The organism is Flavobacterium sp. KS-LB2, assembly GCF_036895565.1.
Lineage (GTDB): Bacteria > Bacteroidota > Bacteroidia > Flavobacteriales > Flavobacteriaceae > Flavobacterium.
This window is the reverse complement of sequence record NZ_CP145904.1, coordinates 1452152-1469617: the sequence shown is the minus strand read 5'-3', so window position 1 is coordinate 1469617 and position 17466 is coordinate 1452152. Positions and strand designations below refer to the sequence as shown.

General features: G+C 33.6%; 15 protein-coding genes. 11 read left to right on the top strand and 4 right to left on the bottom strand.

What is annotated here, in order from left to right:
* Positions 1-62: 62 nt before the first annotated feature.
* The 4 genes from gcvT (at position 63) to V5J73_RS06235 (ending at position 5034) form a co-directional block, all read left to right on the top strand.
* Positions 63-1145, top strand: a complete 1083-nt coding sequence (gene gcvT, locus V5J73_RS06250) for a glycine cleavage system aminomethyltransferase GcvT (RefSeq protein WP_338648340.1) — start codon at positions 63-65, stop codon at positions 1143-1145.
* Between the two features lie 6 nt (positions 1146-1151).
* Positions 1152-3194: a carboxy terminal-processing peptidase gene (locus V5J73_RS06245; protein WP_338648339.1), complete on the top strand. Its 2043-nt coding sequence runs from the start codon at positions 1152-1154 to the stop codon at positions 3192-3194.
* Positions 3195-3224: 30 nt separating this feature from the next.
* Positions 3225-4259, top strand: coding sequence for an LIC11966 family surface protein (locus tag V5J73_RS06240; protein ID WP_338648338.1), 1035 nt, complete (start codon positions 3225-3227; stop codon positions 4257-4259).
* Between the two features lie 61 nt (positions 4260-4320).
* Entirely contained in the window at positions 4321-5034 is a 714-nt protein-coding gene (locus V5J73_RS06235) for a YebC/PmpR family DNA-binding transcriptional regulator (RefSeq protein ID WP_338648336.1), read from the top strand.
* Positions 5035-5235: 201 nt separating this feature from the next.
* Here V5J73_RS06235 and V5J73_RS06230 read toward each other — a convergent pair whose 3' ends face one another.
* Positions 5236-6276 carry a PLP-dependent cysteine synthase family protein gene (locus tag V5J73_RS06230; RefSeq protein ID WP_338648335.1) on the bottom strand — a complete coding sequence of 347 codons (1041 nt, stop codon included), beginning with the start codon at positions 6274-6276 and terminating at the stop codon, positions 5236-5238.
* Positions 6277-6347: 71 nt separating this feature from the next.
* Positions 6348-8483, bottom strand: coding sequence for a S9 family peptidase (locus V5J73_RS06225; protein WP_338648333.1), 2136 nt, complete (start codon positions 8481-8483; stop codon positions 6348-6350).
* 70 nt (positions 8484-8553) lie between these two features.
* On the opposite strand from V5J73_RS06225, the gene V5J73_RS06220 reads away from it, so the two are divergent.
* Entirely contained in the window at positions 8554-8874 is a 321-nt protein-coding gene (locus V5J73_RS06220; protein ID WP_099715715.1) for a YbaB/EbfC family nucleoid-associated protein, read from the top strand.
* Positions 8875-8939: 65 nt separating this feature from the next.
* Here the strand turns inward: V5J73_RS06220 and V5J73_RS06215 are convergent, their stop codons facing one another.
* On the bottom strand, positions 8940-9959 hold the full coding sequence (locus V5J73_RS06215; protein ID WP_338648332.1) for a threonine aldolase family protein: 1020 nt from the start codon (positions 9957-9959) through the stop codon (positions 8940-8942).
* Between the two features lie 191 nt (positions 9960-10150).
* Here V5J73_RS06215 and prfB point away from each other — a divergent pair.
* The 6 genes from prfB (at position 10151) to V5J73_RS06185 (ending at position 16369) form a co-directional block, all read left to right on the top strand.
* A protein-coding gene (gene prfB / locus V5J73_RS06210; protein ID WP_338648331.1) for a peptide chain release factor 2 occupies positions 10151-11246 on the top strand; the annotation gives its coding sequence in 2 pieces (ribosomal slippage) (positions 10151-10213 and positions 10215-11246; 1095 coding nt in all).
* A 96-nt stretch (positions 11247-11342) separates the two neighbouring features.
* Complete coding sequence (locus V5J73_RS06205) at positions 11343-12089, top strand: energy transducer TonB (RefSeq protein ID WP_338648329.1); 747 nt, start codon at positions 11343-11345, stop codon at positions 12087-12089.
* A 66-nt stretch (positions 12090-12155) separates the two neighbouring features.
* Positions 12156-13154: a UDP-3-O-(3-hydroxymyristoyl)glucosamine N-acyltransferase gene (gene lpxD / locus V5J73_RS06200; RefSeq protein ID WP_338648328.1), complete on the top strand. Its 999-nt coding sequence runs from the start codon at positions 12156-12158 to the stop codon at positions 13152-13154.
* 165 nt (positions 13155-13319) lie between these two features.
* Entirely contained in the window at positions 13320-14948 is a 1629-nt protein-coding gene (locus tag V5J73_RS06195; protein ID WP_338648327.1) for an acyl-CoA carboxylase subunit beta, read from the top strand.
* A 139-nt stretch (positions 14949-15087) separates the two neighbouring features.
* Positions 15088-15720: a hypothetical protein gene (locus tag V5J73_RS06190; protein WP_338648326.1), complete on the top strand. Its 633-nt coding sequence runs from the start codon at positions 15088-15090 to the stop codon at positions 15718-15720.
* A 226-nt stretch (positions 15721-15946) separates the two neighbouring features.
* The gene (locus V5J73_RS06185) at positions 15947-16369 is read left to right on the top strand and encodes a DoxX family protein (protein ID WP_338648325.1); all 423 of its coding nucleotides are present in this window, start codon (positions 15947-15949) and stop codon (positions 16367-16369) included.
* Positions 16370-16413: 44 nt separating this feature from the next.
* Here V5J73_RS06185 and V5J73_RS06180 read toward each other — a convergent pair whose 3' ends face one another.
* The gene (locus tag V5J73_RS06180) at positions 16414-17463 is read right to left on the bottom strand and encodes an AMP-binding protein (protein WP_445236416.1); all 1050 of its coding nucleotides are present in this window, start codon (positions 17461-17463) and stop codon (positions 16414-16416) included.
* Positions 17464-17466 lie beyond the last annotated feature (3 nt).

Sequence of the window (17466 nt, the reverse complement as noted above, 5' to 3'; positions counted from 1 at the left end):
TGCCTTTGTCACCCGAAATAAAATCAATAAATTAGCGACTTCAAATTTTATATAAAAACACAATGAAAAATACTGCGCTTACGCACATACACGAGAGTTTGGGAGCAAAAATGCTTCCGTTTGCCGGATATAATATGCCCATTTTATATGAAGGCGTGAATGCGGAACATGAAACGGTGCGCAATGCCGTGGGTGTTTTTGACGTATCTCACATGGGTGAATTCCTGCTTACGGGTCCAAATGCATTGGCATTAATCCAAAAAGTGACTTCAAATGATGCTTCGACTTTAACGATTGGAAAAGCGCAATATTCTTGTTTGCCAAACAATGATGGTGGAATTGTAGATGATTTGCTGGTTTATAAAATGAAAGACGAGCAGTATTTATTAGTCGTAAATGCCTCGAATATTGACAAGGATTGGGATTGGATTTCGGCTCAAAATGATTTGGGTGTCGAGATGAAAAACCTTTCGGATGATTATTCATTATTGGCAATTCAAGGACCAAAAGCCGTTGAAGCGATGCAATCCTTGACTTCAAAAGATTTATCTGCGATTCCATATTACCATTTTGAAGTGGGTGATTTTGCCGGTATCGAAAACGTAATTATTTCGGCTACAGGATATACTGGTTCTGGAGGTTTTGAGATTTATTGTAAAAATTCAGAAGTAGAACAAATTTGGAATAAAGTTTTTGAAGCGGGTGCAGCATTTGGCATCAAGCCAATTGGTCTTGCGGCTCGTGACACGTTGCGATTGGAAATGGGTTTTTGTTTGTACGGAAATGATATCAACGACACGACATCGCCACTGGAAGCTGGTTTGGGATGGATTACGAAGTTCAATAAAGAATTCACGAATTCAGAAAACCTAAAAAAACAAAAAGAAGCAGGAGTTATTAAAAAATTAGTTGCTTTTGAAATGCAAGAACGTGCGGTGCCAAGACACGATTACGAGATTGTGAATGCTTCAGGAAATGTAATCGGGATTGTAACTTCGGGAACGATGTCGCCATCTATGAATAAAGGAATTGGTTTGGGTTACGTAACTGTTGAAAACAGTGCTTTGGAAAGCGACATCTTTATCAGAATCCGTAAAAATGATGTTCCTGCCAAAGTGGTAAAATTGCCTTTTTACAAGAAATAAAAATAAATGAAGAAACTTTCACTTGCATTGTTACTCACAACATTTTCACTTTTGGGTCAAAATGAGGTGAAAACTTGTGAAACACTTTCTAAAATAAATGCGTTAATACAACGTGAACATTACCAACCAAAACCGATAGACGACAGTTTATCGGTTTTTGTTTTTGATAGTTTTTTAGATGTTTTAGATGCTAACCGAAACTTATTTACGAAGATTGAATATGAGAAACTATGCAAACATAGGCTTCAATTGGACAATTCTATTTTACAAAACAACTGCGCTTTTATGAGTGATTTTGTTACTGTTTATAAATCAGCGCTGAATCGAAAAAAGAAAGTTTTAGAAAAACTACAAAAAGAAGTTTTTGATTACACAACGAATGACTCCGTAAAGTTTTCGAAGAAAAAGTTCCCATTTGATTTGGTTTTAACGGATATAGAAAGAGTTTGGAGAAAGAGAATTAAATATGACATCCTAGAAGATATTTCTAAATTGAGTCCTAATTTAGATTCACTCACTCCTCATTTTACAAAACTCGAAAAAACTTCTAAAGCAAAAATATTTGACACTAACTTGTGCAAAGTAAATAGTATTCTTGAAGACACTAATCGATTAGAAAATGACCTTCAAAATAATTTTTTGAATATTTTTTGCACCTACTTTGATCCTCATTCCAATTATTTTTCAATGGATGCCAAATCTAGTTTCATGTCTGGTTTATCAACGAGTAATCTTTCATTGGGATTGAATATTGGATTTAATGAAAAAGAGGAAATTATTATCGAAGAAATTGTCCCAGGTGGCCCAGCTGCTAAAACAGATAAGTTTGAAAAAGACGATGTAATACTCAAAGTATCCAATACAAAAGGAGACGAATATTCCGTTTCTTGCACATCAATGGAGAAAATTGGAGAATTGATTTTATCTGATTCGAATGTAGAAATTGAATTGACCATTCAGAAAAAAAATGGAACTATACAATCTGTACGCCTGAGAAAGCAAGTAATGAAAGCCACTGAAAATGCTGTTTTCAGTTATATTGCCGAAGCAAAATCAAAAATAGGCTACATCAATATTCCAAGTTTTTATTCCAATTTCGATGGATATTCTATTCAAGGATGCGCTGATGATGTTGCCAAAGAAATTGTGAAGCTTCAAAAAGATAATGTTGAAGGTTTAGTAATTGACCTCCAAAACAATGGCGGCGGATCAATGGAAGAAGCCATGAAATTAGCGGGAATGTTTCTAGATATTGGTCCAATATCCGTTTTGGTTGATAATAAAAGTAAGCAAACTATTTTAAAAGATGGAAATCGTGGTAGTGCTTATAATGGTCCAATCGTGTTGTTAATAAACGGAAATTCAGCATCAGCAAGCGAATTTTTTGCAGCGTCAATGCAGGATTATAACAGAGCAATTATTATAGGAAGTACGTCACTAGGCAAAGCTTCTATGCAGACCATTTTACCATTGGACCAAAACAATCAACAAGATTTTGTAAAACTAACCATTGAAAAATTCTATAGAATTACTGGTGACAGTCATCAAATAAAAGGAATTGTTCCTGATATTGCGCTTCCCGTTTTGTTTGACAGTATCATTCAGCGAGAAATCAGTTTTAAAACCGCTTTAAAATATGATGTGATTACGACTAAAGCAAGATTCAATCCGTTTTCTAAAACCCTCTTCCCAAAAATAATCGAATTAAGTAATTCAAGAATCAAAAACACATCTCGTTTCAATGAAATCAGTTTAGCAAACGAGCAAATAAATGCACTTTATAACAATCCCAAAAAACCAACCCGTTTGACATTTAAAGATGTTTTCAACGACATTCATGAAATTGATCCCATTTGGAAAAAAGTCAAGAAAATTGTGGAAAGTGAAAGCAACAATACGATTTCGAATAATTCCTTCGATTTAGAACAATTAAAATTTGATGTTTTCCAACAAGAAATTAATCGATACAAAATAAAAGAAGTCAAAAACAATCCTTATTTAGAAGAGGCTATAGCCATATTAAACGATTATAAAAATTTGAATAAATAAATAAATAAATAAATAACCAACCTACAAAAAATGAAAATAACCTTTACTTTGTTACTATTTTTAATGAGTATTACTTTTTCAAATGCTCAAGAATTTAAAACTCCAGTTGATTATTTAAATTATATTGGCAAAGAAACCGATGCCATTTCTAGAACAACATGGAAATATACCTCAGCAGTTGCGCATAGTAAAAATGCCCGAAGAATTGATGTAACTCGCAAAACATTAGTAAAGAGTATTCAGAATGCAACAAAAAAAATTGAAGCTTTAAAAGAAGGTTATAAAGGCGACGTTGAGTATAAAAATCAACTGCTCGCGTATTTGGCGATATCTGAAAAACAGATTAATCAAGAATACGACAAAATAATTGACATGCAGGAAGTGGCTGAGCAATCTTATGATTTTATGGAAGCTTTTATTATGGCAAGAGATTTAGTCAATGCAAAAATCAATGAAGAAGTAGATAAATTGAATGCTAATCAAAAAATATTTGCTAATAAATACGGAATCCAAATTAGTGAAGACCAAAGTGAATTGAGTAAAAAAATGAAATTATCAAACGAAGTTTTTGAAAACCACACCCAATTGTACCTGATCTTTTTTAAAGTAAATTTCACCGAATCCGTTTTACTTAAAGCCATTGCTCAAAATGATTTGAACGCCATACAACAAAACAGTAATGCGCTTGAACAATATTCGAATGAAGGGCTAGATAAATTAAAGACATTTAAAGCCTATAAAAATGATCTAATGCTGGTAAATGCTACCAAAAAAGCATTGGAATTTAGTAAAAAAGAAGCCCTAGAATTTAGTCCTAAAGTGGTGGCTTTTATGATGCTCAATCAAAAATTTCAGGAGAGTAAAAAAACAATGGATAACAAATCTGCTCCTACCAGATCTAAGGAAGAAGTAGATAATTTCAATAAATTAGTAAACGAGTTGAACAAAGAAGTGGGGAATTACAATGCTATTAATAACAAATTCAACACAGAACGTTCAAATGTGATTAATAACTGGGATGTAACAGGAACAAATTTTATTTCAAAACACGTTCCAATTGATTAATAAAAATATTTGAAAAAATAACTAATAACTGTATTTTTGCAGTTCAATATAAAAAATAGAAATGGGAAGAGCGTTTGAGTTTAGAAAAGGAAGAAAAATGAAACGTTGGTCGGCAATGGCCAAAGCATTTACCAGAATAGGTAAAGATATTGTGATGGCTGTAAAAGAAGGCGGTCCAAATCCTGAGGCCAACTCAAGATTAAGAGCTGTTATTCAAAATTCAAAGGCAGTAAATATGCCTAAGGATAATGTTGAACGTGCGATCAAAAAAGCTACCGATAAAGACACTGCCAACTATAAAGAAGTTTTATTTGAAGGATATGCACCTCATGGAATTGCAATTCTAGTTGAAACTGCTACTGACAATAACAACAGAACTGTTGCAAATGTTAGAAGTTATTTTAATAAATGCAATGGAACTATGGGAACCCAAGGTTCAGTTGAATTTATGTTTGACCATACTTGTAATTTCAGAATTCCAGCAAACGGAATCGATCCTGAAGAATTAGAATTAGAGCTAATTGATTTTGGTGCTGAAGAGGTTTTTGAAGATGAGGATGGTATATTGATTTATGCTCCTTTTGGAAGTTTCGGAACTATACAAAAAGAATTAGAAAATAGAGGACTAGAAATCCTTTCTTCTGGATTTGAGAGAATCCCTCAAATTACGAAGAAACTTACTGAAGCTCAAGTAGCCGACGTAGAAAAATTGATTGAAAAATTAGAAGAAGATGATGACGTTATGAACGTATACCATACAATGGAAGAAGAATAGATTTCTTTGATTGCTAGACTTTCATAGAAAAGTGTAAAGTATACATACCCAAATAATAGAAAAAAGACTTCAAGGCGGTGCTTTGGAGTCTTTTTTTTGTTCGATTAATAAACAAAAAAAACTCCAGATCTTTCTCTGGAGTTTTTTTGTTTTTATGTCTAAAAATTTAAGAATTCTAATTAACTGATTATCTAATAAAATCTATTTAATAAATTCAATTTTTTGAGCTTCTTCTTCATTGATACTATCAAAGAAACCTTGTTCATTCATCCAATCATCGCTAAATACCTTACTCATATAACGAGATCCATGATCAGGAAAAATAGCAATTACATTACTGTTTTCATCAAATTCTCCATCCTCAGCATATTGTTTAATAGCTTGCATCACTGCTCCAGATGTATATCCCACGAATAAACCTTCTTTTTTAACAATTTCTCTGGCAGAATGGGCACTTTCTTCATCTGTAACTTTCATGAACTTATCAATAAGATCAAAATCAGTAGCTGATGGAATTAAATTTTTACCCAAACCTTCAATTCTATAAGGATAAATTTCATCGTTATCGAATTCTCTAGTTTCATGGTATTTTTTTAATACTGAACCAAAAGCATCAACACCTAGAATTTTTATGTTTGGATTTTGTTCTTTTAGAAACTTTGCAGTTCCCGAAATTGTTCCACCTGTTCCACTACATGCAATCAAGTGCGTAATTTGACCATTTGTTTGTTTCCAAATTTCTGGCCCGGTAGATTTATAATGTGCATCAATATTCAATTGATTAAAATATTGATTGATGTAAACCGAACCCTTTGTTTCTTCGTGCAATCTTTTGGCTACATTATAATACGAACGTTCATCATCAGCAGATACATGGGCAGGACAAACGTATACTTTTGCTCCCAAACTACGCAACATGTCAATTTTATCTTTAGATGACTTAGAACTAACTGCTAGAATACAATTATATCCTTTAATAATACTTACCATCGCTAAACTAAATCCAGTATTACCTGATGTAGTCTCGATAATGGTATCACCTGGAGATAAAATTCCTTTCTTTTCGGCTTCTTCTATAATATATAATGCTATTCTGTCTTTTGAGGAATGCCCCGGATTAAAAGCTTCTACTTTTGCGTAGAAATTACCTTCTAACTCTTCCGTGACTTTATTAAGCTTAATAAGTGGAGTATTACCTATTAATTCTAAGACATTATTGTAAGCGTTTATTTCTTTTTTCATAAAAAAATAGTTAGTCGTGGACAATTTTTAATTAAACCACGAACGTTGCAAATTTAACAAAAAAAATCTAATTAGTTTTTAATTTCTTCTAAATCTAACAAAAAACTATATTCCTTTGCTAATTCTTTAATCGCTTCAAATCGTCCTGAAGCTCCGCCATGACCCGCGTCCATATTTGTATTTAAATATAAAACAGTATCATTTATTTTTTTTGTTCTCAGTTTAGCAACCCACTTTGCTGGTTCCCAATACTGTACTTGAGAATCATGAAGACCAGTAGAAACGAACATATTAGGATAATTTTGCTCTTTTACATTGTCATAAGGCGAGTAAGAGAGCATATAATCGTAATATTTTTTTACGTTTGGATTTCCCCATTCGTCATATTCACCTGTGGTAAGCGGAATCGTATCATCAAGCATGGTGGTGATTACATCAACAAAAGGCACTTGTGCTATCACTCCATTGTATAATTCTGGTGCCATATTGACTACTGCACCCATTAATAACCCACCAGCTGAACCACCTTCGGCATATAAATGTTTAGGCGAAGTGTATTTTTCATCAATTAAAAACTTGGAACAATCGATAAAATCAGTGAATGTGTTTTTCTTTTTCAATAATTTTCCATCTTCATACCACTGTCTTCCTAAATCCTCACCACCGCGAATGTGCGCAATAGCGAATACAAAACCTCTATCCAAAATGGACAAACGTGTCGATGAAAAATAAGTATCCATCGTAACTCCATACGATCCATAAGCATAAAGCAATAAAGGATTTTTACCGTCTTTTTTCAATCCTTTTTTATAAACCATAGAAATAGGCACTTTTGTACCATCAGTGGCTGTGGCCCAAACACGTTCTTCTATATAATTATTTTTATCAAATTTTCCTCCTAAAACTTGTTGCTCTTTTTTGATCTCTTTCTCCTTGGTCTTCATGTTAAAATCAATAACCGAAGACGGCGTTGCTAATGATTGATAGCTATAACGCAAGATATCAGTATCAAAATCAACATTTGTCGTAGTATATGCATTATACGTTTCACTTCCAAAAGGCAAATAATACTCCCCTTCCCCACTCCAAGGCATGATTCGGATATGATTCAATCCGTTCGAACGTTCTTCTACAACCAAATAGTTACTAAAAATCTCGATATCTTCCAGCAAAACGTCTTTTCTATGGGCAATTATATCTTTCCAATTTTCTTTTGCAGTAGCGTTTTCAGGCGTTTTCATCAACTTGAAATTTGTCGCTTTATCTTTATTGGTAAGAATATAAAAAGAATCTCCAAAATGAGAAATACTGTATTCTAGACCACGAACTCTTGGTTGAAAAACCACAAACTCACCATCTGGAGTATCTGAATTAAGTATTCTATATTCAGTAGTTAAGGTACTTCCTGAACCAATTACAATGTATTTTTTTGATTTTTCTTTACTCACCGAAACGTTGAATGTATCGTCTTTTTCATTAAAAACCAAGACATCATCTGCTGCTGTAGTAGCTAATTTATGTTTAAAAACTTTATCAGATCGCAGCGTAACTGCATCTTGTCTTGTGTAAAAAATAGTTTTATTATCGTTTGCCCAAACGGAGTTTCCAGTAGCATTTTCAATCTTATCCAAAAGTATTTCTCCCGTTTCCAGATTTTTTATTTGTATCGTATAAATTCGTCTTCCTACGGTATCAATTCCAAAACTTGCAAATTTATTATCGGGGCTCACGCTCAAACCTCCTAATTGAAAGTAAGAATGTCCTTTGGCCATATCATTGCAGTTGAATAAAATTTCTTCATCAGCAGAAAGGCTTCCTTTTTTCCTAGAATAAATAGGATAATCCTGCCCTTTTTCGAAACGAGTAATATAATAATAGCCATTGTATAAATAAGGAACTGATTGATCATCTTCCTTAATTCTACCCTTCATTTCCTCAAACAATTCTTTTTGAAAGTCTTTAGTATGCGCAGTCATTGCATCATAATAAGCGTTTTCTTTATTCAGGTAATCGATAACTTCCGGATTTTCTCTGTCATTTAGCCAGAAGTAATTATCAATTCTTGTTTCATTATGTTTTTCTAATGATTTAGGAATTATTTTAGCTACTGGAATTGGACTTTTATTTGACATTTGTTGTGCTTTTGTATTAGTAAATGAAGTTGCAAAAATAACACAAAGAGAAGTTACGACGAGTCTATTTTTCATGAATATTTTGTTGAATATGACTATGCAATATACTAATTTTGTGATTCAATTAATTTAAAAAAATTAAAACATGGATTTAATGGGAATGATGGGTAAACTTAAAGAAACCCAACAAAAGATAGAAGATACTAAAAAACGTTTAGATACAGTCCTTATAGATGAGCAAAGCACCGATGGCTTACTGAAAGTAACCCTAACTGCCAATCGCTCCATTAAATCAATTACTATTGACGATTCCTTACTGGAAGATAAAGAACAATTAGAAGATTATATGATTTTGGTACTCAACAAAGCTATCGAAAAAGCGACTAAAGTAAATGAAGCTGAACTTGATGCTGTTGCAAAAATGGATATGCCAATGATTCCAGGAATGGACAATCTTTTTAAATAAGATAAATTAATTAGTTATGAATTATGAGTTTTTAATTGTAAAACTCATAATTCATAATTTTTAACTTATAACTTCAAAAGCGTTTCTAAAACATAAGTATGCATCACTTCCTTATAATCTAGATGCGTGACAATTCTCAATTTTCCATGACCCATCGAGCTGATTAAAATGTTTTTTTGTTTCAACAATTCAATCAAATTCTTTTCGATACAATTTGGGACCAATTTAAATATCAAAATATTAGTTTCAACTGGCTCCACTGATTCAACCCAGCTTACCTTTTTCAGAACTTCTGCAATTTCTTTCGCTCTACGGTGATCCTCGGCAAGACGTTCCATGTTATTATCTAAAGCATAAATTCCGGCAGCAGCCAAATAACCTACCTGACGCATTCCGCCACCAAATATTTTTCGAACACGCAATGCTCTATGAATAGTAGCTTTATCGCCCAACAACACAGAACCAATAGGCGCTCCCAAACCTTTTGACAAACAAACTGAAATGGTATCGAATAATTTCCCAAAGGCTTTTGGGTCTTGTTTTTTAGCAATCAAAGCATTCCAAATACGGGCGCCATCCAAGTGAAATTTCAAATTATTAGCATCACAAACTTGTTTGATTCTTTGCAAATCTTCCAATTCATAACAGGCTCCACCGCCTTTATTTGTTGTGTTTTCTACGCAAACTAAACTTGTTAATGGACTATGATAAAACTCCGGATCATTAATGGCTCCAGCAACTTGCTCCGCAGTAATCATTCCGCGATTTCCATCTAATAAACAGCAGGAAACTCCGCTATTAAAAGAAACACCTCCGCCTTCATAATGATACACATGAGCATATTTGTCAGCTATTAATTGTTCTCCAGGCTGGGTATGTAATTTTATTGCCGTTTGATTCGCCATAGTTCCTGACGGGAAAAAAAGCCCCGCTTCCATACCAAACATTTCAGCAACTTTAGCTTCAAGCTCAATAACTGTTGGATCTTGTTTATAAACATCATCGCCTACGACTGCATTTAACATATGTACCAACATTTCTCGTGAAGGTTTCGTAATTGTATCGCTAACTAAATTTATTTCCATATTATTTTTTTATTTTCAGTGGGAACAAATCAAGAATTGTCCCTTCGTAAAATTTTTCTATTTTTGTGCCACAAATTTACACAATACCGTTTGTTAATTCCAATTAGTTCCGTTAAAACTAAACTAATCATAGTACAAAACGGCATTTTTGATAAATATTGAAAACTGACCTATCAAATTAATATAATTTTATGACAACTACCGAACAAATAAAAGGTATTGTAGAGCGCCTTGGTGCGTTGAGGAGGTATCTTTGACGTTGATGCCAAACTAATTGAGATTTCAAACGAAGAAGAGAAAACTTTTGCACCTGACTTTTGGAACAATGCAAAAGAAGCTGAACTAATTGTAAAAAATCTTCGAAACAAGAAAAAGTGGATTGAAGATTACAATAAAGCGGTCGAAATGACTGATGAATTGCAAATCGCCTATGATTTTTACAGAGAAGGCGAACTTACTCCTGAGGAATTAGACGAACATTACAAAGCGACCCAAGCACATATTGAAGCCATCGAATTCAAGAATATGCTTTCGGACGAAGGCGACACTTTGAGTGCTGTGGTACAAATAACCGCTGGTGCCGGTGGAACTGAAAGTTGTGACTGGGCCGAAATGCTCATGCGCATGTACATGATGTGGGGCGAAAAATACGGATATAAAATTAAAGAACTGAATTTCCAGAAAGGAGAAGCTGCAGGTATAAAAACTGTAACCCTTGAATTTGAAGGCGATTATTCTTTTGGGTATTTAAAAGGAGAAAATGGCGTACATAGGTTAGTTAGAATATCTCCTTTTGACAGTAATGCCAAGCGTCATACCTCATTTGCTTCTGTTTATGTATATCCACTGGTTGATGACAGTATCGAAATTGACATTAATCCTGCTGATATCGAGATAACGACTTCGCGATCTAGTGGTGCAGGAGGACAAAATGTAAATAAGGTGGAAACCAAAGTACAATTGTTTCATAAACCAACGGGAATACAAATACAATGTTCCGAAACACGTTCCCAACAAGATAACAGACAACGTGCCATGCAAATGTTGCGCTCTCAATTATACGAAATTGAGTTAAAAAAGAAACAGGCACAACGGGCTGATATCGAAGCGGGGAAAATGAAAATAGAATGGGGATCGCAAATCAGAAATTATGTGATGCAACCCTATAAATTAGTCAAAGACGTTAGAACTGGTCATGAAACCAGTAATGTTGATGGTGTTATGAATGGTGAAATCGATGAGTTTTTAAAAGCGTATTTGATGATGATGGGACAAAAAGAAGAGTAATATTAACACCATATTAAATCTTAATCCTACAATAAGCAAAGTGCTATATTGTAGGATTTTTTTATTATTTTCGCTTTAAAAATCACCCTTTATCAAATGAAAAAAATTCTTCTTCTATTCGTTTTGTTATCTTCGATACCTTTTTATGCTCAGAAAAAAATATATTTTACGGAGGACTTTAAAGAATTACCAACACAATCCAATGCAACATACTATAGTATTTATGAGCCAAAAGGCAAAGGAACTCTAAGAACTACTTTTTACATAAACGATAGTATCTATTCTAAAGATTATTTTTCAAACTACAAGAAGAGGGAGATCGACGGAACTTCAGAGCGTTGGTATCCTAACGGAAAAAAGGAATCATTAGCGATTTATCTAAAAGGAAAACAAGAAGGTTCACAAACACGCTATTACGAGTCTGGAAAAATTAAAAGAATTGAGAATTATAAAAACGGGGAATTTGTTGATGGGAAATGTTTTGATGAAAACGAAACAGAGATAGCGTTTTACCCTTACCACATAAAAGCAGAATTCCCCGGAGGAGAAAAAGCATTTTATGACTTCATTGCCTCTGATTTTAAAAAACCAAATAATAGTTTTGGCCAAGTTATAATTGGGTTTTCAGTAGAATTGGATGGTACTTTAAATCATTTTGAAGTAATAAAAAGCGTGAACAAAGAAATTGATTTAGCAGTGATCCAGACATTAGTAAGAAGTCCAAAATGGCTACCTGGAAAGATTGATGGTAAGACAATTGTAACAAAGCACAAACTTCCGATTACCTTACATGCATTTGAAGGAAAACAAAAAAAGATTGGTAGAACTAAAATGGAGTATTAATTAGGATAACTAAGGGTAAATTCTTTTATTTGAAAAATATTTAACTCAAAAACATCCAGTTTTTCAATGAAATCCTATACAATTCAAGAAATTAATGAAGTTCTAAAAGGAGAAATAGTGGGAAATACTTTTCACAATATTACCGCACCTGAACAACTTGAAGCCGCTAATGAATCTGAAATTTCATTTATTGGAAACAAAAAATACGAAAAACTTTGGTCAACATCCAAAGCTTGTGTAGCAGTTGTCAACGAGGATATATCTATAGAACCAGGAGAAGACAGGGCTTTTATAAAAGTAAAAAATGCTGATTTAGCCATGTCCCAAGTATTGGAACTTTTTGCTCCTCCAACTCCATTATTTGTTGTAGATATACATCCAAATGCTGTAATTGACCCAACTGCAACTATTTGTAATGGAGCCAGGATTGGGGCTGGATGCTATATAGGACCTAAAGTTATTATTGGAGACAATACTACGATTTATCCAAATGTGACTATTCTTGATGAATCTACAATAGGAAAAAACACCGTGATTTGGTCTGGAACAGTCGTTAGAGAACGTTGCCATATTGGCAATGACTGTATTTTACACCCTAACGCAACAATTGGCGCCGATGGTTTTGGTTTTCGTCCTGACCCTCAAAGAGGTTTGGTGAAAATTCCGCAAATTGGAAATGTGATCATTGGCAATAATGTTGAAATTGGTGCTAACTCCTGTGTTGATAGAGGGAAATTCAGTTCAACAGTATTGGGTGACGGTTGTAAAATTGATAACTTAGTTCAAATAGGTCATAACAGTAAATTAGGCAAATTCTGTATTATGGCAGGAAACAGTGGATTAGCTGGTTCAGTAACGTTAGGAAATGGCGTAATCATTGGCGGTAGCGCATCGATAAAAGACCACACTACTATAGGTGATGGTGCTATTGTAGGTGCTGGTTCAGGAGTTACTGGAGATATTCCAGCCGGAAAAACCATGTTAGGATATCCTGCTATAGAAGCTAGAGATGCATTAAAACAATGGGCAATTCTAAAAAGGCTTGTCAATGAGTCCAAAAAATAAACCATTCCTTTTTTATTAAATTCATAAAAAAACAGAAGTAAACTTCTGTTTTTTTGTTTTAATACTAAATATATCTTCTATTTTCTCTCTAAACCTAGAAAATAATAAAATTTATTTCGTTGGATTTTGTATTTTAGCCCAAACTATTTTTAACACTATTTCATCATGGATTTAAACTTCAACAAAAACGAAGACCACAATAAACTTTTACTTTCGGCATTGCGACAAAAATTAAGTGCAGTTAAATTAGGCGGTGGTGAAAAACGCATCCAAAAATTACATGGTGAAGGCAAAATGACCGCAAGAGAACGTATCGATTATTTGCTTGACGCAAAAGCTAACAGCATTGAAATTGGTGCCTTTGTTGGCGAAGGAATGTATGCGGAACATGGTGGTTGTCCATCTGGAGGAGTTGTTGTAAAAATAGGATATATTAGAGGCAAACAATGTATTGTTGTAGCTAATGATGCTACCGTAAAAGCGGGAGCTTGGTTCCCTATAACCGCAAAGAAAAACCTGCGAGCACAAGAAATCGCAATGGAAAACAGGCTACCTATCATCTATCTAGTAGACAGCGCAGGAGTATATTTACCTTTACAAGATGAAATTTTCCCAGACAAAGAACATTTTGGTCGAATTTTTAGAAATAATGCCCAAATGAGTAGTATGGGAATTACCCAAATTGCTGCTGTAATGGGAAGTTGTGTTGCCGGTGGCGCTTATTTGCCAATCATGAGTGACGAAGCTATGATTGTGGATAAAACAGGAAGTATTTTTTTAGCTGGAAGTTATTTAGTGAAAGCGGCCATTGGCGAAAGTATCGATAATGAAACTTTAGGTGGCGCAACCACACATTGTGAAATTTCTGGCGTGACAGACTACAAAGCAAAAGATGATAAAGACGCATTAGACAGAATAAAAAATATAGTTGATAAAATAGGTGATTATGACAAAGCTGGTTACAACCGAATTAAAGCAGAGAAACCAGTATTAGACGAAAAAGAAATCTATGGTGTTTTGCCAAAAGCCAGAAACGAACAATATGATATGATGGAAATCATCAATCGTCTTGTTGATAACTCTGAATTTGAGGCCTATAAAGATGGTTATGGCCAAACTATTATTACTGGTTACGCCAGAATTGACGGATGGGCAGTTGGAATTGTTGCCAACCAACGAAAAGTAGTAAAAACTAAAAATGGCGAAATGCAATTTGGTGGCGTTATCTACTCCGATAGCGCTGATAAAGCCACTCGTTTTATTGCAAACTGTAACCAAAAGAAAATCCCTCTAGTTTTCATTCAAGATGTTACCGGGTTTATGGTTGGATCCAAATCTGAACATGGCGGAATTATAAAAGATGGTGCAAAAATGGTAAATGCAGTATCCAATTCAGTGATACCAAAATTCACGGTAATCATAGGAAATTCCTACGGAGCCGGAAATTATGCCATGTGCGGAAAAGCGTATGATCCAAGATTAATTTTTGCTTGGCCAAGTGCTGAACTAGCCGTTATGGGAGGAACTCAGGCTGCGAAAGTATTGGCACAAATTGAAGCTTCTTCGCTTAAAGCAAAAGGCGAACTGGTAGACGAAACAAAAGAGAAAGAATTGTTTGATAAAATCAAAGCTAGATATGACGAACAGGTTTCGCCTTATTATGCAGCTTCACGATTATGGACAGATGCCATTATTGATCCTTTAGACACCAGAACTTGGATTTCTATGGGTATTGAAGCGGCTAATCACTCACCTATCGAGAAAAAATTTAACCTAGGTGTGATTCAAGTTTAACTACTCATTTACAGTTACTTAAATCTATATTTTGTATATTTATAATACTTTTAGGAACTATATTAATGGTTCCTAAAAGCAGTTATAATGCCCTAAAAAATCTTAACCTAATTCATTTAATTATCTAAAATTAAAAGAAATGAAAAAGATTTTTGTTTTACTAACAACACTTTTATTGTTAGTGTGGCAGTTTACATATGCACAAAATAATACCGAAAATACTATTTTGTTAAAGGATAAGAAATCCTTTTATATGGAAGCAGGGATAAATGCATCATTACCTGTACACATACAAATGTATAGAAGTCATAGACTTGCCATAGGAATAAATGCTAAGGTTGGGAAAATAATATCTCGAAAATTAGAACTCGGAATTCGATTTGATTATGATTATAGATTTATCAAAAAAGGCAGTCGTATACTTACTCCGGAAAGTACGTTGACAGAAAGAGCTTTACATAGTAATTTTAGTTTATTCTGTCTTAAACCAAATATTCAATTTAATTTAAAATCAAATTACTATTTTGGAGCCGAAACTGGTTTAGGATACGTACTCTCTGATGAAGATGGAAAAATAGGATTGGGTTTTGTAACTGAATATGCTAGTGACCAGCAATTTGGATTGTGTTCAGGTATTTATTTTGGAAAGTCATTTATCATCCGGTCTACTAAAAACAAAATCAATTTATCTATGGATTTGACTCAATTTCTAGCACATGGGCATGCAGAAAATAGTCTTGGTTTAAGAATTAATTATCGGTTTCTAAATTAAATAAGAGATTTAAGACCTCCCAAATCTCTTCATATTTCTTATAATTTAAAATCTTCACTAATCTCTATTTACAAGTTAAGACAGCATTATTAGTCGTTTATCAACAATAGCTATCAATCTTTTTTTTGGGCTAAGACACGCTTCCAAAGTTTAGTTTTCTTCAAACAATTATATATTATTTAATTAAAAATCAGTAACTTAGTACTAATATTTAAACTATAGTATTATGAACAGCGTAAAAAATTTAAATAAGTGGGCGAATACGCATACTTATTTAACCGTGGATTTGGTACGAATAGGACTTGGTGTATTTTTGTTTATGAAAGGAATATCTTTTGTAACGAATATTCAATATTTAAATGATCTGATATCACCTATTGATAGAATTGGTGGTGGAATGTTCCTTGTTCATTATATTGCTCCGGCACATATGGTAGGTGGAATAATGATTGCTTTTGGTCTACTTACTAGATGGGCAATAATTGCACAATTACCTATTCTCATAGGTGCAATAGTAATAAATTTCATGGGAGAAATGCATTCCCAAAATTTACTTTTGGCATTATTGATATTAGGAATTTGTGTTTTTTTCTTATTCTACGGAAGCGGAAAAAACTCAGCTGATTATTACTTTAAAATGCAACAATAAAAACTTAAAAAGCATCTGTACGGATGCTTTTTAAGTAAAATGATTTAAATACCCGATAGAATTTCTTTGCGTTTCACCTTTCCACTTTCGGTTTCAATAAATTTAGAAACATATAACACTTCTTTTGGTTTTTCATATTTATCCAAACCATCAAAAATTGCCTCGTCTAGTGCTTGTTGTTCCCCTTCGATAACAAGAACCAATTTTTCCCCTAAATTAGCATCTTGTTTACCAGTTACGAAAAATCTTGAGTTAATTTTATCCGATAGCTTATTCTCAATTTTTTCAGGGATTAATTTGATTCCTCCACTATTTATTACGTTATCAATACGTCCTAAAAAAACAAATTTATTTTCACCTACAAGCTCTACCAAATCATTGGTAACAATAGATTCATTTGAAATTTTCAAAGCATCAATTACCAAACAATTTCTATCATCTTGACTAATTTTAATATTTGGTAAAATAGAAAAAGCCTCCTCCCCTATTTTCTTGGCTGCAATATGAGTAATAGTCTCAGTCATACCATACGTTTCATATACTTTCGTTTTCAATTTAGAAAGCTCTTTTTCTACAGCACTGCTCATTCTAGCACCCCCAACAATCATCTTTTTCACATTTCTCAATTCCGATAAAGAGTTTTGAGCTTGTAAAGGAACCATGGCAACAAAATCATACTTGGAATCATTTTGCAACATAGGGTGAGAACTTGGCGCAACAAAATCAACATCAAGACCAAGAATAAAACTCCTCACAAACATCATTTTTCCAGCAATATATTTAGTAGGCAAACAATGTAATGCTTTATCACCTGGCTTTAAATCGAAAAAATCACCTGTAGCAATTGCTGAATTAACCATGGCTTGTTTATCGACACGAATCAGTTTGGGAGTTCCGGTTGTTCCTGAAGTATTCATTTCAATATACGATTTGGCATCAAACCAATCGAGTATAAAATCACCTACTGATTTCTCAAATTCCTCCCCTTCTTTTATGAAACTATATGCAACTCTGCATAAATCATTTCGATTCAGATGAAACCCATTTAATTTAAAAAGGTTGTGCACATTTTGATATGATATTGTATCGATCATGAT

Bases quoted from the DNA above. Each gene is read 5' to 3' on its own strand.
- gcvT (WP_338648340.1), top strand. From the start codon at position 63: ATGAAAAATACTGCGCTTACGCACATACACGAGAGTTTGGGAGCAAAA.
- V5J73_RS06245 (WP_338648339.1), top strand. From the start codon at position 1,152: ATGAAGAAACTTTCACTTGCATTGTTACTCACAACATTTTCACTTTTG.
- V5J73_RS06240 (WP_338648338.1), top strand. From the start codon at position 3,225: ATGAAAATAACCTTTACTTTGTTACTATTTTTAATGAGTATTACTTTT.
- V5J73_RS06235 (WP_338648336.1), top strand. From the start codon at position 4,321: ATGGGAAGAGCGTTTGAGTTTAGAAAAGGAAGAAAAATGAAACGTTGG.
- V5J73_RS06230 (WP_338648335.1), bottom strand. From the start codon at position 6,276: ATGAAAAAAGAAATAAACGCTTACAATAATGTCTTAGAATTAATAGGT.
- V5J73_RS06225 (WP_338648333.1), bottom strand. From the start codon at position 8,483: ATGAAAAATAGACTCGTCGTAACTTCTCTTTGTGTTATTTTTGCAACT.
- V5J73_RS06220 (WP_099715715.1), top strand. From the start codon at position 8,554: ATGGATTTAATGGGAATGATGGGTAAACTTAAAGAAACCCAACAAAAG.
- V5J73_RS06215 (WP_338648332.1), bottom strand. From the start codon at position 9,959: ATGGAAATAAATTTAGTTAGCGATACAATTACGAAACCTTCACGAGAA.
- V5J73_RS06205 (WP_338648329.1), top strand. From the start codon at position 11,343: ATGAAAAAAATTCTTCTTCTATTCGTTTTGTTATCTTCGATACCTTTT.
- lpxD (WP_338648328.1), top strand. From the start codon at position 12,156: ATGAAATCCTATACAATTCAAGAAATTAATGAAGTTCTAAAAGGAGAA.
- V5J73_RS06195 (WP_338648327.1), top strand. From the start codon at position 13,320: ATGGATTTAAACTTCAACAAAAACGAAGACCACAATAAACTTTTACTT.
- V5J73_RS06190 (WP_338648326.1), top strand. From the start codon at position 15,088: ATGAAAAAGATTTTTGTTTTACTAACAACACTTTTATTGTTAGTGTGG.
- V5J73_RS06185 (WP_338648325.1), top strand. From the start codon at position 15,947: ATGAACAGCGTAAAAAATTTAAATAAGTGGGCGAATACGCATACTTAT.
- V5J73_RS06180 (WP_445236416.1), bottom strand. From the start codon at position 17,463: ATGATCGATACAATATCATATCAAAATGTGCACAACCTTTTTAAATTA.